The sequence below is a fragment of the Maridesulfovibrio ferrireducens genome, from assembly GCF_016342405.1.
Taxonomy (GTDB): domain Bacteria; phylum Desulfobacterota; class Desulfovibrionia; order Desulfovibrionales; family Desulfovibrionaceae; genus Maridesulfovibrio; species Maridesulfovibrio ferrireducens_A.
Window position 1 is genome coordinate 188,634 of the sequence record NZ_JAEINN010000007.1, and the last position, 15,286, is coordinate 203,919.

At 39.2% G+C, this 15,286-nt stretch carries 17 protein-coding genes, 1 tRNA gene and 1 other RNA gene; 12 read left to right on the plus strand and 7 right to left on the minus strand.

The genetic code is table 11. From position 1 onward, the window contains the following. Nucleotides 1-17: 17 nt before the first annotated feature. Nucleotides 18-473 carry a type II 3-dehydroquinate dehydratase gene (locus JEY82_RS09780; protein WP_304085221.1) on the minus strand — a complete coding sequence of 152 codons (456 nt, stop codon included), beginning with the start codon at nt 471-473 and terminating at the stop codon, nt 18-20. A gap of 127 nt (nt 474-600) precedes the next feature. Here JEY82_RS09780 and yihA point away from each other — a divergent pair, with 127 nt between their 5' ends. Continuing rightward, nucleotides 601-1,230, plus strand: a complete 630-nt coding sequence (gene yihA / locus JEY82_RS09785; RefSeq protein ID WP_304085222.1) for a ribosome biogenesis GTP-binding protein YihA/YsxC — start codon at nt 601-603, stop codon at nt 1,228-1,230. A 110-nt stretch (nt 1,231-1,340) separates the two neighbouring features. Here the strand turns inward: yihA and JEY82_RS09790 are convergent, their stop codons facing one another. Genes JEY82_RS09790 through JEY82_RS09800 form a run of 3 tightly spaced genes read right to left on the minus strand, consistent with a single transcriptional unit; the run spans nt 1,341 to nt 3,883 of the window. After that, nucleotides 1,341-2,474, minus strand: a complete 1,134-nt coding sequence (locus tag JEY82_RS09790; protein ID WP_304085223.1) for an LptF/LptG family permease — start codon at nt 2,472-2,474, stop codon at nt 1,341-1,343. Then, nucleotides 2,471-3,631 (minus strand): LPS export ABC transporter permease LptF, encoded by a 1,161-nt coding sequence (gene lptF, locus JEY82_RS09795; RefSeq protein ID WP_304085224.1) that lies wholly within the window; start codon nt 3,629-3,631, stop codon nt 2,471-2,473. The genes JEY82_RS09790 and lptF overlap by 4 nt, the downstream gene beginning before the upstream one ends. Nucleotides 3,632-3,685: 54 nt before the next feature. Continuing rightward, entirely contained in the window at nt 3,686-3,883 is a 198-nt protein-coding gene (locus tag JEY82_RS09800; protein ID WP_304085225.1) for a hypothetical protein, read from the minus strand. A 214-nt stretch (nt 3,884-4,097) separates the two neighbouring features. On the opposite strand from JEY82_RS09800, the gene JEY82_RS09805 reads away from it, so the two are divergent. From JEY82_RS09805 to JEY82_RS09845, 9 genes are all read left to right on the plus strand, one after another. Beyond that, nucleotides 4,098-4,892 (plus strand): undecaprenyl-diphosphate phosphatase, encoded by a 795-nt coding sequence (locus tag JEY82_RS09805; protein ID WP_092161570.1) that lies wholly within the window; start codon nt 4,098-4,100, stop codon nt 4,890-4,892. Nucleotides 4,893-5,029: 137 nt separating this feature from the next. Beyond that, nucleotides 5,030-5,106, plus strand: a tRNA-Met gene (locus tag JEY82_RS09810). A 95-nt stretch (nt 5,107-5,201) separates the two neighbouring features. Continuing rightward, a complete protein-coding gene (gene map, locus JEY82_RS09815) occupies nt 5,202-5,996 on the plus strand; it encodes a type I methionyl aminopeptidase (protein WP_304085226.1) in 795 nt (264 codons plus the stop codon). A gap of 67 nt (nt 5,997-6,063) precedes the next feature. Continuing rightward, nucleotides 6,064-7,584 (plus strand): nitrogen regulation protein NR(II), encoded by a 1,521-nt coding sequence (locus JEY82_RS09820; RefSeq protein WP_304085227.1) that lies wholly within the window; start codon nt 6,064-6,066, stop codon nt 7,582-7,584. A 30-nt stretch (nt 7,585-7,614) separates the two neighbouring features. Beyond that, the gene (locus JEY82_RS09825) at nt 7,615-8,031 is read left to right on the plus strand and encodes a hypothetical protein (RefSeq protein WP_304085228.1); all 417 of its coding nucleotides are present in this window, start codon (nt 7,615-7,617) and stop codon (nt 8,029-8,031) included. Nucleotides 8,032-8,149: 118 nt separating this feature from the next. Then, complete coding sequence (locus tag JEY82_RS09830; protein WP_304085229.1) at nt 8,150-9,472, plus strand: hypothetical protein; 1,323 nt, start codon at nt 8,150-8,152, stop codon at nt 9,470-9,472. Between the two features lie 227 nt (nt 9,473-9,699). Continuing rightward, nucleotides 9,700-10,317 (plus strand): hypothetical protein, encoded by a 618-nt coding sequence (locus tag JEY82_RS09835; protein WP_304085230.1) that lies wholly within the window; start codon nt 9,700-9,702, stop codon nt 10,315-10,317. Nucleotides 10,318-10,346: 29 nt separating this feature from the next. Then, on the plus strand, nt 10,347-11,099 hold the full coding sequence (locus JEY82_RS09840) for a DUF4198 domain-containing protein (protein WP_092161574.1): 753 nt from the start codon (nt 10,347-10,349) through the stop codon (nt 11,097-11,099). Nucleotides 11,100-11,302: 203 nt separating this feature from the next. Next, the gene (locus JEY82_RS09845) at nt 11,303-12,694 is read left to right on the plus strand and encodes a response regulator (RefSeq protein ID WP_304085231.1); all 1,392 of its coding nucleotides are present in this window, start codon (nt 11,303-11,305) and stop codon (nt 12,692-12,694) included. Here the strand turns inward: JEY82_RS09845 and JEY82_RS09850 are convergent. After that, nucleotides 12,677-12,874 carry a hypothetical protein gene (locus JEY82_RS09850; protein ID WP_304085232.1) on the minus strand — a complete coding sequence of 66 codons (198 nt, stop codon included), beginning with the start codon at nt 12,872-12,874 and terminating at the stop codon, nt 12,677-12,679. The two genes, JEY82_RS09845 and JEY82_RS09850, sit on opposite strands and share 18 nt — an antisense overlap. A 132-nt stretch (nt 12,875-13,006) precedes the next feature. On the opposite strand from JEY82_RS09850, the gene JEY82_RS09855 reads away from it, so the two are divergent. Both JEY82_RS09855 and ssrA read left to right on the plus strand, forming a co-directional pair. Then, a complete protein-coding gene (locus JEY82_RS09855) occupies nt 13,007-13,330 on the plus strand; it encodes a hypothetical protein (protein WP_304085233.1) in 324 nt (107 codons plus the stop codon). A 151-nt stretch (nt 13,331-13,481) separates the two neighbouring features. Further along, nucleotides 13,482-13,840, plus strand: a transfer-messenger RNA (tmRNA) gene (ssrA, locus tag JEY82_RS09860). Between the two features lie 154 nt (nt 13,841-13,994). Here ssrA and JEY82_RS09865 read toward each other — a convergent pair. Beyond that, nucleotides 13,995-14,222, minus strand: coding sequence for a hypothetical protein (locus JEY82_RS09865; RefSeq protein WP_304085234.1), 228 nt, complete (start codon nt 14,220-14,222; stop codon nt 13,995-13,997). Next, a partial coding sequence (locus tag JEY82_RS09870) for a hypothetical protein (protein WP_304085235.1) occupies nt 14,219-15,286 on the minus strand: 1,068 nt, incomplete at its 5' end. The genes JEY82_RS09870 and JEY82_RS09865, both read right to left, overlap by 4 nt.

Consider the following 15,286-nt stretch of genomic DNA (forward strand, 5'->3'; position numbering starts at 1 on the left):
CGCTTAAAAAGTTTAATTTAATCGGCTGTCACATGACAAAACAATGCCTGAACGGCAAACACATAACTCAGAATTCCAAATCCGGCAATTACTCCAATGCAATGTTTCCCCATGAAACTACGCTGCCTGACGGGATCTTCTGTTCGTGCCCAGATATTACTGATATGAACTTCAACGCATGGAACATCAATCCATGCGAGTGAATCAGCAATGGCAAGGCTCGTGTGCGTATACGCTCCGGCATTAAAAACAATTCCATCAATTTTATCTTTTCTGGCTTTTTCAAGTCGATCAATTAACGCGCCTTCCGAGTTAGCCTGAAAAAATTCAAGTTTTATCTGTTCGGCCTTTTTGCCCATATTTTTTTTTAAATGATCCGGAATATCTTCAATTTTATCAGAACCATATATTTCTGGCTGTCTTTTGCCAACATGCCCCAGATTCGGACCGTTAAGTATTAAAAAGGTGTACATCTAAACTCCTTTATTTTTTCAAGGTTGACCAAAATGTATTCTTGAAAGATTATCTAACTTGACTCACTGAAACAAATGGGTGATCAGTGTTCCTTACTTTAAACATAATATTTAAGGACCATTCCTAATGAATAATACTCTCAAATTGATGCAAACCGTTTACGAGATCGATCAACTTGAACAATTGCCTGTTCCTCAAATCATTCTTGCCGGGCGATCCAATGTAGGAAAATCTTCACTGGTTAACTGCCTTGCAGAAAGAAAGAAACTTGCGAAAATCAGCGCAACCCCCGGTAAAACAAGAAGCTTGAACTATTACGAAGTAGTACCTCATGGTTACTATATTGTTGACTTGCCGGGATACGGATATGCCAAATGTTCAAAAACAGAGCGGGCCAAATGGGGTACGCTTATTGACCGCTACCTAGAAGGAAACGCTTACGTTGCCGCAGCAGTCGTGTTACTCGACAGCCGGTTGACGCCCCAGAAAAATGATATCGACATGATATCGTATTTTAGACAATGCAATATTCCGATTCTGCCGGTTCTGACTAAGTCAGACAAAACTAAACAAGGTGAACGTGCCAAAATTCAGAATAAATGGCAGGACATTTTACATGTCAAACCTCTATGTGTATCCAGTAAGAGCGGCATGAACCGCACCAAGCTCTGGAATCTTCTGGATAAAACAGCAATGCCTGAATTAGCTCATGCTCCGGTTTCCATAGAAGATGTCGAAAGCAATACAAACGAATAGTCAGTTAGAATAAAAAACAAGTAATTGTCATTTTTTTTAAGACCAAACCATCACGTGATATAAAACGGGTTGTTTGGTCTTTTTTATATTCGAAAAGTTTCAGCCCCAGCCTATTTAAGTCTTTTATTACGGCTCATATATTTACCGGCAGATTCAGGGATAAGAACCCATGCGATACGAAGCCCTGCAAGAGTACTGATCACAATGTTGCCGATCCATGCCGCTACAATTGGCGGCAAGACTCCTGACTGTCCCGCTGATGCTCCAATCATGAACAAAGCATAATAAGTAAACGTCAGCGCCAACCCGAGCCCTATATTCAGATAAATATTTTCTGAAATTGTGACCAGAGCTAGAGAAACAAGTGCCATTGCCAGAAGAGAAAACGCATATGACCACTTGGAATGCCATGCGGTTATTAAACGATCAACATTTGAACCGGATGTTTTGAGTTGATCAATTACTTCCGCCAACTGCCATAATGGAAGCTGAGCCGGATCTGCCCCCGGATCAACTGCTTTAAATACTTTCAGATCCAACTTAAGAGGCATCGTATAAATTGGATGTTTCCGCGATGAAAATTTATCAGGACTGAGTTCCACAGCATTTTCAAGCTTCCAGCCATACTTTTCACTGACTTCAGCACTTTCAGAGGTAATAACTTTTAATATTTGATTATTATCTTCGGCAAATTCATATACTGTAACCCCCTTTGCCTTATTACCGAAAGGCATTACTTCATCAGCTTCAACAACGTATTTTCCTTCTCTGAACCAGATGTTGTGGAGCACTCTTTTATCCAGCTGACTTTTGCGCACATCTTCTTTCCAGATACGAAAAGCTTCCTGCTCTCCATAAACTCCGATGACCTGCGAAAACATAAGTTGCCCCATACTCCAAAAAACTGCGTAAATAATGAAAAAGCGCACAAACCAACCAAGAGAAAGACCTCCGGTTCTAAGTGCGAGCATTTCTTTATTTTTAGCCATTACACAGAGTTGTATCAGCATGGAAAGAAGAAAGACTGCCGGTAATATCTGTGAAAAAATAAGCGGCATTTTAACAATAAAATAGCGGAGAATTAACCCTATTCCAAGTCCGGCTTCTATAAAATCATCAAGCCTGTCAAAAAGATCCGAAAGAAGATAAATCCCCGTTCCGACACCAAGACAGACCATCATCAAAAACAGATTCTGTTTTAATACATATGTCGCCAGATATCCGGGAAGCAATTTACGAATCATACTGCCTCCCTGCGTTTTTTCTTGAAAAATGACAGTTTAATTCGAAACGAGCGTTCCATTACAGCCATTTTTAATAATAAAATTGAAATAACCGCAAAGATTGTATTAGGAGCCCACAAGCCTACAACCGGTGACAAAGTCCCGCTTTCTCCAAGAGTTATACCAAGTGAAAGCATGGTGTAATAAATAAGAAAAAGCCCCATTGAGATAATCAGCCCGTACTGCTGCTTCAAACCTCTGAAAATACAGGCAATAGGCATGGCAAACATGCCAAGCACCAGACATGCTACGGGCAATGCTAATCTTTTTTGAACTTCAACTTGAACTTTACGATAAAATTTCGGGTCAAGATCACCGGCTCTGTCCCCTCCTCTGCTGATGCGGACGAGCTTTTCCCATGACATTTCTTTAGGACGCAGATCATCAACATCATAACCTTTCAAAAGGTTTCCAAGAGGAATCCTGACATCATAATTTTTAAATTTAAGAACACTTAGCTGATCTTTTTGCTGCTGATATATCCGCCCGTTTTCAAGATGGACCATGATTCTTCCACGAGCGGAATCAGTTCTTATCTCACCAAGCGGCGCAACAATCGTTGCAGTCATACTTTTTCGTGTACTGTCGCGCACAAAGACAGAGTGCATTTTGCCGTCTTTAGAATCAACTTTTTCGGCATAAAAAACTAATCCCGGGAAATCTCTATTAAAAACACCAGGTTGAATAGCAAGTTGACTTCGAGTTCGCGCAAACTCCATCAAAGCATTGCGGAAATTTTCTGTACCCCACGAAAGTCCGTATAATGAAAAAAAGACATCTGCTCCGGTGCAAAGCATGCAAAAAATAATCGGCGCAGGTAAAAGCTTATAAAGACTGAGCCCGCCTGATTTAAGGGCTGTGATCTCATTATCTGAATTCATTCTCAAAAAAGTCAGAAATATTGCCAGCATAGTAGCAATAGGAGTCAGCACAAGCAGGAAAAAAGGACACAAGTATAGGAACAACTTTCCCATTTCAAGAGCGCCGAGACTTTGGCCTATGAAAAGATCTCTGAATTGTAAAAGTCTACCAATCAAGATCAATCCCATAAAGCCGGACAAGCTCAACGTGAAAATGGAAAGAAGTTCCTTAAATATCTGACGATGAAGAATCTTCAAATTGATTCCATAAGGAATTGCAGACTGTTAAGTCTTGTTTTGGATAAAAAATATTTAGTCACATTCAGGACTTTTGTCAGAATTTTCTTTATAGAAACGAGTAAGAAATTCCATGTCATTAGGTGATAAATTAAAACGCATTGCGGCTTCTTCAAGCAATACTATGTGAGTCTTACCTGTTTCGACTTGCTTTTCAGAAATCCACTTAATAGCTTTGCGGGTTAGCTCGCAATGAGGAACGATGGTTGTCATATATTTAATTCCTTCGAAGACGATTGTTATTAATTCATATTACTACACCAGCTTGCCCCCCCTTGCAACTTCGAGCAGGCTGGAATATTTAAGTCACGGCTTCACAATATTAAACAAGGGAATTTCTCCCTTCTTCAATTAGCTTATTCATAACTATATGACTATTTAAATTGATTTTTTTTGATATTTAACTGTGCTTTTCAAGGGGTTTTAAATGCCTTCTCTATATGCAGCAGCAATTCTCGGAGTTGTTGAAGGTCTTACAGAATTTTTGCCGGTCTCCAGTACAGGGCATCTTATCATTACAGGTCACCTTCTTGGTTTCACCGGAGATAAGGCTTCTTCTTTTGAAGTTGCTATCCAGCTAGGGGCCATCCTGGCGGTTGTATTATTGTATTGGTCACGTTTCTGGGGATTATTTTTTCCGGTTCATGGGCAAAGATTTTCCGGAACCAGAGGGCTTTACCTTTTATTTTTAACAAGTTTACCAGCGTCAGTTCTCGGACTTCTCGCACACGATGCCATTAAAAAATACCTTTTTAATCCTTACACAGTCGCGTGGGCGCTTTTAGTAGGTGCCTTAATGATTCTTTTTGTAGAAAGAAAAGAAAGAAAAGCCAGCTGTTTCACATTGGATGAGCTTACACCTAAATTAGCTTTTGGTATTGGATGTTTTCAATGTCTAGCTCTCTGGCCGGGATTTTCAAGATCTGCGGCTACAATTATGGGCGGCATGATTTTAGGCGCCAAACGAAAAATTGCCGCAGAGTATTCCTTTATTGCCGCTGTTCCAATTATGTTTGCCGCAACCGGATATGATATGCTCAAAAGCTATAAATTATTTACGGTTGCAGATATGCCGTTTCTTGCAGTTGGATTTGTAATCTCTTTTATTTCAGCATGGATTGCAGTCAAAGGTTTTATCTATCTTTTAAGCAAATTAACCTTGCGCCCTTTCGCATATTACAGGCTAGCACTGGCTCCGTTAGTACTTTTTTTCTGGAGTTAAAATTGAATGGTCAACAATCTAGAATTGCTAAGTAAAAGCATTATTTTAAGAAAAATCAAAAAAAGTTAATTTTTTACTTGCCAAGGAGAAGGAGAGCGTATAGTACTCTCTCTCGTTGGCGGCGAAGGCCGAAACGTGGCGAGGTAGCTCAGTTGGTTAGAGCATGCGGCTCATATCCGCAGTGTCGGGGGTTCAATTCCCTTCCTCGCTACCACGAATGTATAAGCCCGTAGTTCATTTGAACTACGGGCTTTTCCTGTTTAAATTCTACTTTGACTTCCATTTCCTCTAGATTTACAATTAATTATTATGAGAACAAAAATTTCAATTAAATCAAAAAACGATATCGCTAAAATGCGAAAGGCTGGATTATTGCTTCAGGAAACTCATATGGTTGCCAGAAGCATGGTTAAGCCTGGTGTGACGACTTCTGAAATCAATGAAGCCGTGGAGTCCTTTATTTCCCAAAATAGAGCCATAGCCCTATTTAAAGGCGTTCAAGGCGTTACACCCTACCCTGCGGGAACCTGCATATCCGTTAATGAAGAAGTTGTGCATGGAATTCCCGGATCAAGAGTTCTTTTAGAAGGTGACCTCGTAAGTATTGATATCGGAGTAAAATTAGACGGATGGTGTTCTGATTGCGCCTGTTCTTATGGTGTCGGAACAGTTTCTAAAGAAGTTCAGGATTTATTAAATATAACTGAAGGATGCCTTAACATCGCCCTGACTAAAATGAAGCCCGGAATTAAGTGGAGAGACATTGCCAAAGTAATGGCCGACTCAGCGAGAAATGCCGGATACTCAGTGGTTGAAGAGCTAATCGGGCACGGTATTGGTCGAGAGCTATGGGAAAGCCCGGATGTACCCAACTATTCTACTCGTGCGATTCCGGATTTTACATTAGAAGAAGGAATGGTAATAGCTGTTGAACCTATGATAAACATGGGAACAAATAAAATTTTTACTAAATCTGACAACTGGACCATCTGCACCAAAGACAGAAAGCCTTCAGCTCATTTTGAGCATTCAATAGCAATTACGGCAGACGGGGTTGAAGTTTTGACCTGTGATCCAAATGGAAAAGGATGGGCCATCTGGTAAGTTTTGGCACTTTATATTCTAAGAAATCTGTTCAATATTAATACATACACCTAGCTAGGATGGAGCATTGAAATATTTTATAAATCCTTATCGCTCTCTAAATTGTCCATTTAAAAACCTGTTGCCAATCGTATTAATATTATTTTTAACTTTTATATCAGTTTGCTCATTCCCTTATGAAGTTTTTGCAAAAGACAAATTTATCACACCTGATTTAATTACAATCGATCATATTAATCATACAATATGGCAACATATAGCCGACAATTTATTCTTTGACCCTAGTGTTGATCACTACGAATTAAAAAAGGAAACCATAATATACATAGGCTTGCTATTTGCCTCCGTCGTGCTTGTTCTACTGTTCATGATGCTATTTGCTCGCAAATTAAAAAAAGAAGTTGATACAAGAAAAGAGATTGAAGCTAAATTAATAAAAAGTGAGCAATACTACCGCAGTTTATTTCATAATACCGGCACAGCTACGGTGATACTTGGAGAGGATCTTTACATAAAAAAATGCAATAGCAATTTTGCAGACTTATGTGGTCTTAAAAATGATGAAATTGAAAATAAAAAAAAATGGACTGATTTTGTAACTATTGATGAATTAGCTAAAATGCATAAATACCATTTAGCTAGAAAAGATAATGAAAGCACGGCTCCACGCGCTTATGAATTTAAATTCTTACGCGCAAACGGTGAAATCAGAAATGTTAGTGTTTATGTCGAAAAAATCAGCGGCTCAACAGATCGGGTTGCATCCCTGATTGATTTGACTGAAAAAATAAAGACACAAGACTTGTTAATTCAAACTGAAAAAATGATCTCAGTAGGCGGACTTGCTGCCGGCATGGCTCACGAGATTAATAATCCCCTAGCCGGCATCCTGCAAGGTACTCAGAATATTTTACGTAGACTTTCTCCGGACTATAAAAAAAATATCATCACAACAAAAGAAGGGAAATGTTCTTTTGAAGAAATGATCAGCTTCCTTAATGAAAGGGGCATACTACGCATGATCGAAGGCATTCAAATTTCTGGAGAACGAGCCGCAGAAATTGTTAAAAATATGCTTGAATTCAGTCGCCGCAGTGATGCAGGAAGAACTTCATGCAATTTAAACAAGTTACTTGATGGAATCATTGACATTGTTTCCTGCGACTATGATTTACGTAAGAAATATGATTTTAAACATACACAAATAGTCAAAGAATACGCTGACAATTCATACATGATAAGTTGTTTTAAAACTGAAATTGAGCAAGTTTTATTAAATCTTATAAAAAATGCCGCTTTTGCCATGGCTGAAACTGCACAAAAAAGAACTCCAAAACTTACATTAAGAACTAGATACAAAAAAGATTTTATTATAATTGAAGTTAAAGATAATGGATCGGGGATGCCCGAAGACATTCGCAGAAGAGTTTTCGAACCATTTTTTACTACAAAAGCACCGGGGGTTGGCACCGGATTAGGTCTTTCTGTTTCGTATTTTATAATAACTCAGAACCATAAGGGTATTTTTGAAGTTGAATCTACAGTCGACAAAGGAACAAAATTCTCAATCAAAATCCCCTCAATTTAACCCTTTATTTAAATACAGCAGTACATACATATGTTTCACAAAACGATCTCGTTCATTTTGTTTTTAGTTTTTATTTTTGCTTGTCCGGCTTGTGCGAAAAAACCAGCAATATATCCGAATGATCATTCTAAAGCAGTCGGTAAGGCCCAGACAAATCAAGATATCCAATACTGCCTGAAGCTTGCTGATGACAATGTAGGTAAAGAATCACGAGGTAAAAAAAGCGTTAAAACTGGAGTTAAAGGCGGCTTAATCGGGGGTGCAATAGGTTTAGGCATTGGCATTGTGACTGGCAGCCCGGGAACATCCGCGCTTGCAGGAGCTGCGGGAGGAGCTGCCGGAGGAGCTGCTGGCGGAGCAATTCAAGACAATACAGACTCTGTATACCGTAATTTTGTAGAAAAATGCCTGATTGAAAAAGGATATGAACCAATAGGTTGGAGATAAATTTTAAAGATTAAAATATATATTAATTCCACTTTTATTTTTTAAACCGTTAAGATTATTTGATCATTGCCGATCTGTTTTATGAGCATGAAAATTTAAACACAAGCGGCTGGTAAAAATGCGCATACTGACACTTTTTATACTACTTTTAATCTTCCCTCTTTCAGTTCAAGCATGGCAGGGAAAGATTATAGCAGTTGATAGCTCCACATCTTTAATAGTTCTTAAAGATGGGCAAGACCCTGTAAAAATTAAAATTTCAGGAATAATTCCTTCGCCCGAAGTTGACAAAGCGAAAGGTAAGCTGGAGTGCAGTAGTATTGCTCTGATGAAAGATGCAGAAATCAATGAAACTGGTAAAAACGACGAAAATACAATTTTAGCCGACGTTACTATTAACGGACAACCGCTTGCACAGGAGCTGATTAAGCTCGGCGTTGCTCAACAGATTGGCAACGTTTCAACAACAACACAGCCTGAATCAACAAATGCGGATAAATCAGAGTCCGTAGCCTCGCCAACTGACAATATAAGCGAAAATCCTACTTCAAATAAAATTATTTCAGAACTGTCTACAAACGACGATCAAATAAGTTCAGATCATCAATACGTCGCGCCAGTGCCCAAGCAATCATACAAATCAGTACCAGCTCAAGCTCCTGTCATTAGATATGTTCAAGTTCAACAGCAGCCCCAGCAGTTAGGGTTCTGGCCTGCCCGCCCTGTTCAGATAATTCAGCCGCAAGCTGCTGCACCATCTGTAACAGCGCCAATAGCTACAACAACAAAAAAAACACCTTCAGATTTCAGGCAGCCGGGTGAAATTGCCCAAGAAGAATATGACCTTGCAATCAGAGTTAAAAAAGCAAGACCTTTAAAAAAGAACCAAGGTTTTTTTCTTTCAAAGAAAAAATCAGAAACATTTATCGGAGCGGCCGTAGGGACACAATACTCTACAAAATCTAAAACAGATGTACCTTATGCTTCGTTTGGCCCTTCCGGAGGGGTAGCTATCCGTCACTTTTATCCTTCCGGCTTGGGACTGGGCGGAGATATGATGATCAGTGGAACTTCAGGAAGATCCGGAACTTTACCGGCAGCTAGTAATGCAACTAACGGAACTTCTTACGATTATAAATCTAAAAGTTTTAACACATACACTTTTACAGCTTCCCTGCTTTACAGGTTCTATACTGACTCTAAATTTACGCCTTATATAGCGGCTCAAGGCGGTTATTCTTTCTTCGGCTACCCGAATACAGATTTTAATATTTCCGAAGGTGCTCCTGTGGCCGGAGGCGGTTTAGGCTTCCTTTATGAATTTGATTCAGGTTTTACCATCGGTTCAGATGTAAGATATTTAAAAACCTTCGGAAGAAAAGCACATGACCCGGACGGCTTTTTGAACACAACTATCAATTTCGGGTACACCTTTGACTGACTAATAAACGCATGCGTTTAATTGTTGCTACTTTTTATTTTTAATTATTGGCTTTATGAAAGTCGTATCCTTGCCTCGTTCTTTAATCCCCTGCTTTTTATTATCAATTGACCTTCTTTTTTTTTAAATTACAATTGACTTGACATATTTGCGGCTGTATACGTTTTTCAAATGTGTATCACTTTGCAGTTAATATTTTGTAATAAAAACTCAAAAGGTCTGTAATCATGCCTCAAAAAATATTTCGTATGCTGTCATCGATAATGTTTCTAGTTTTAGTAATGTTATTTTCCACCTCCCCTGCACAAGCTCATAGAGTCTCAGTCTTTGCATATGTTGAAGGATCTGAAGTTTTTACTGAAAGCTATTTCTCGAAAGAAAAAAGAGTGCATCAAGGTAAAATTGAAGTTTTTAATTTAACAACCGGCTCACAGATTTTAACAGGAACGTCCGATGACGACGGCAATTTTAATTTTCCTATTCCAAAAGAAATTTCTTCTGACCATGCAGGACTTAAAATTGTTCTTATAGCTTCTGAAGGCCATAGAAACGAGTGGACTCTAACTCCAGAAGATATTTTCCCGAATGCTTCGCCTACGTCATCTGAACTGCCTCAAAAAATGCAAACAGAAATTATACCCGACGTTAAAACCACTTTAACGAACACGGATACATCATTGCTGAGTGCTCAAATACAAGAATTAAACACTAAGATAGATACCTTAAAAAGACTGATCTTAAATCAACAAGAAGATGGTCCTGGTATAAAAGAAATATTTTCAGGGATTGGATATATTTTTGGTTTTTTCGGGATTGCGGCATTTTTAACTTCTAGAAAAAAGTAAAACTTTAAATTTAAAAATGGAGAGTTGTTATGAAAAAAATTTTAATTGCTTTAATTGCATCAATCGCATTATTTGCGGCGGCAGCAAGCGCACATGCACATTTCGGAATGCTGATTCCTGACACTTCTATTGTTTCTCCTGAGAAAAAAACAATCAACATGGAATTATCATTCGCACATCCTTTCGAACTTGCAGGAATGGATCTGGTTAAGCCCAAAAAGTTCAGTGTTTATCATGAAGGAAAAGAAACAGACCTTCTGAGTTCCTTAAAAAAGTCCAAATTTCTCGGTCATAATGGTTTTACAACATCTTTTAAATTTAAACGTCCGGGAATGTATACATTCTTCATGGAGCCTACTCCATATCCAGAACCAGCTGAAGACAACTATATAATTCACTATACAAAAACAATTGTATCAGCGTTTAATGAAGGTGAAGACTGGAATAAACCTTTAGGTGTTAAAACTGAGATTGTCCCTCTCACCCGTCCTTGGGGAAATTATTCCGGCAACGTATTTCAAGGAATAGTTTTACTCGATGGCAAGCCGGCTCCTTACACACGTGTTGAAGTTGAACTTTACAACAAAGACTCAAAATATAAAGCTCCATATGAATGTATGGTTACTCAAGAAGTTCTTTGTGACGCTAATGGCGTATTCACTTTTGCTTGTCCTAAATCCGGCTGGTGGGGTTTTGCAGCTCTCAATGATGCAGACTATAAAATCAAAGGGAAAACCGTTGAACTTGGAGCAGTTCTTTGGATTGAAATGTTTTCATATTAATTTAAAAAATGTTTTTTTAAAAAATAGCCAAACAGAATTAATAGACATTTCACATATAACTAAAGTAAAGGTTAGACCAGATGGTCTGACCTTTACTTTTTTTCATTATTAGGCCACTAATAATATAATTAGAAAACATAGCCATTACTTTGTTAATAGTAATAAATTCAGCTTTTTATTTGATATAATACTATGGAGTATGAATGCGTAACCCGCATGTCTTAATTGTCGATGACAGTAAAACCATACGTTCTGTCCTAAGCTCACAGCTCAAAAGCCGGAGTATTGATGTAACTGAAGCAGTCGACGGCCTTCAAGGGCTTAATCACATTCGCAAAAGGCATTATGACTTGGTAATTACCGATGTAATCATGCCTAATATGGATGGATATCAGCTTTGCACTGAAATTAAGAATAATCCTGAAACGAAATCTACTCCCGTTATCATTCTCTCTACTAATGAAAAAAACGAACAGATAGAAAAAGGATTTGAAGTCGGAGCTGCGGCTTATATAACCAAGAATAAAGCAGGCAAAGAACTTTTTCCTTATGTACAAGAGATACTGGATAAATCTAAACTACTCAGAGATAGATTGATTTTAGTAGTCGATGATTCAAAATACATTTTAAAAGTTGTAAATTCCGGTCTTTCTGACGCAGGATTTAATGTTATAACAGCATCAAACGGATCAGAAGCTTACGAAATTGCTTCCAATGAGCTTCCGGACCTCATTCTTTCAGATATAAACATGCCTGTTATGGATGGAATTGAATTTTGCGATAAAATTCAAAAAAATCCCGACCTTTCAAGTATCCCTTTTGTTATAATGAGTTCAGGTGGCGACCGTAGAACTATGCGCGAGTTACTGCATAAAGGAGCTTCTGCTTTTTTGGTCAAGCCTTTCAATATTGATCAGCTTGTAATTACTGCGGAAAAACTACTTAGTGACCATTTCAAAATGGTGCTGCAACAACGTGAACTCTTAAAAACAGAAAGAAATCTTATACTTGGCAGCATAACAAGCCTAATTCAGGCACTCGAAGCACGCGATCCCTATACACGTGGACATTCTGACACAGTTGCATCTATTTCAGTCAAAATTGCAAAACAAATGTCGTTTAACCCTCACGATTTAGAAAGAATCGAATTTGCTGCACGACTGCATGATCTTGGTAAAATCGGAATAAGAGATGATGTTCTTTTAAAGCCTGGTCCATTAACCTCGGAAGAATTCAATTTAATCAAACAACACCCTAGCTTGGGAGCCGAGATACTACGCCCTATTCCAAGTATGGAAGATGTTATACCGGCAGTACTTTATCATCACGAAAAAATGAACGGTCAGGGCTACCCACATGGTTTGATAGGTAATGAGATTCCGATCTGGGCTCGCGTAATCGCTGTTGCGGATGTGTATGATGCACTAACAACGGACCGTCCGTATAGAAAGGCAATGGCTCACAACAAAGCAATGGATATCATTACGCAAAACTCAGAATTCCAGCTCTGCCCCGAATGCGTAAAAACCTTTAAATCTGTGATTCCCGATAATCCAATGGACTGTAAAGAATTAAATTTAGCCGAGTGTATCTAACCCTGAAACTTCCCAAGCTTTTTCTTTGCTTACTTCTTCTCCTGACTCAAGGATAAGAGCTTCTACGTCCACATCAACGTCACTACTTTCTTCTACTCCCATCTGAAAAATACGTTTCTGATTTTGATCATAGATATAAGCAGAATCTTCATAGACATAAAATTTAAAAGGGCTTTCCATATTTCCTCCAGAATAAAATCATATTTGATGGACAGCTATTAACACTTTGTCACATGACATGAAAGGGCTAATGATATAGACTTAATAAAAGGTTAAGTGTTCATGTTAAAATTAATTCACACAGGAGTTTATATGCAGTCACGTTTAATATGCCGGATATTAATGTTGAGTCTTTCCGTCATAATTATTACGGCCGCATGCGCATTTGCGGAAACAATCACATACAAATGCAAAGGTGGAGCTGCCTGTATTGAAGAGCGCATAGATTTTGGAGCAGCAACCGTAACTTGCGCTGATGTTAATGGAGATGTTCTTGCGCACTGGGTCTGCGAGTATGAATTAGAATATACATGCCGCAACACCCTGACCGGACAAATACAGAAAGGTGGATTTAATCCAATATCAAGTTCTCTTTGCTCCCATCTTTGCGGACCATGCAAAGACGGCTGGGAATAATTTTTTGTGAGCAGTTAAGGACCTTGCCATTAACTGAGCAATAGTATAATCGTACCGACTTCTCGCATAGATTCCGGTTATTTATTTTCACCGGGCTATTGCATCCTCTTCTAAATGTCTTATAATAGAGTTAGGAAGAGTTCTTTGATATGGGGGCGCACTGGTTTCGACGGGGATGAGAGAAGCTGAGGCTGCAGGTCGAGGCGCCGCTGGCCTCGTAAAAAGCGGCACAATCATAATTGCAAACGACAATTACGATTACGCACTAGCAGCTTAATTAAGCCGCTATGTCATTGCTTTGATGTCTGATATCTGCAGTGACACAAAACCCATCAGGCTGGCTAGTTTCCGGTTGCACGTCCCGGAAGCAGTGAGAACCTAGCACGCGCTGGCTCACATGTTGCCCGTTCAGGGGCGTTCATGAGAGTGAGAAACAATACCTGAACTATGCCTGTAGATGTCTTAGTGGAGCATTCCCGGACGGGGGTTCGATTCCCCCCGCCTCCACCAGTTAAAGTCTATAATTTCAACACCTTAGACAAACTAGGCTGTAAGCATGGCCAAAATGGCCCCACTATAGCCCCACCTTTTTTAAAAGGCCCCATTTCAAAAGGCCCGCTTCCAATCGGAAACGGGCCTTTGTTTTTTGGTCTGATAAACTCGATTAATCGTTCAAAATTTTATCAACAACTCCACTGCTCATAATAGATGCAGCAAAATGCCTAAAATCTTCCGGTATTGCACCACCAGTATCACATATCCTTTTCCATGCCGCACGGGTTTCAACACTCATTTTGCTAACGTCAAATTCATCAGCAGGCCGCGCAGCGGGAATTTCACGATGCACAGACACGCCCGGTTGCTGTTCAACTTTATGTTTAATATTACTCACGATGTTTTCTCCTGAATATAAATTTTACCGCCAATAAAGCGCATATCTTCCGGCCCGCGCACAGCCATTGCGAGCTGCTTTAGATTTGCGTCTTCTTCGAGATCTATTTTAGCCGCAGAACATATCAACTTGCCGTCGGGTGTTACGAACGAGCAATCAGTAGGAGATATGTTAAAATCTACCTCTGTGAAAACTTGATCTACAGCCCCAGCCGCTAATACAAGACTAATATTATTCTTACGTGAGATATTTTGCGGAGCTTCGGTAAGATTAAGAGCGGTTATGTCTACGATGCTGTTTCCACTGGATATATATGAGATATCATCCATAGTATCCCCACCGTAATGACCGAACATGCAGAGCCTTTTACCCGATGATAATTTTCCGTACTGAGGAGAAATTCCAAAAACAAGTCCAGTATCTTCAACCGTGTTAGTACTCGTGGAGTACTCAAACACTTTCGCATCATTAGCTACATAAATGATGCCAGTTTCGGAAATACCCGCAGAAGAAACCTTAGCAGAGTTCAACCCTACAAGGGTTATTGTTTCGCTTGCCCCGTCTGGAACAACTTTTTTAGTGACCGTATCCATGTCAAAGTAATAAACAGTGTCACCAACACAGATAGGTTGTCCGTAACCCCCAACAACTAAGGTACTTGCTGTCGTTAATGTATTAGATGATGGTACATATCTTAACAGTTTATTATCTTTACCAAAGATGTATATATCTCCGCTGGCCTTATGAGTGCATGCCGAAGAGAAATCCCTAAAATCGGCTACACCTGTTTTTATTGTTTCGATAGTTTCAGTTTCCGGGTCAAATCTCAATATATCTTGGCGTGCTGCGACTACAGCAAGTGAAGTCCTGCCTCCAAATAGATATATTTTCCCATCATTCCCTAAACAACCAGCTATACCAACTGTACCGTTAGGTATTGCCGCAGTAGTCAGGATTGAAACGGAGTTATCAGAATAATTAAATTTTCCGATTTCCCCTGCTGCTGTATTGGAATAAGAACCAAAGATGTAACATCGGTCTTTGTACTCTACTGCTAACGCTCC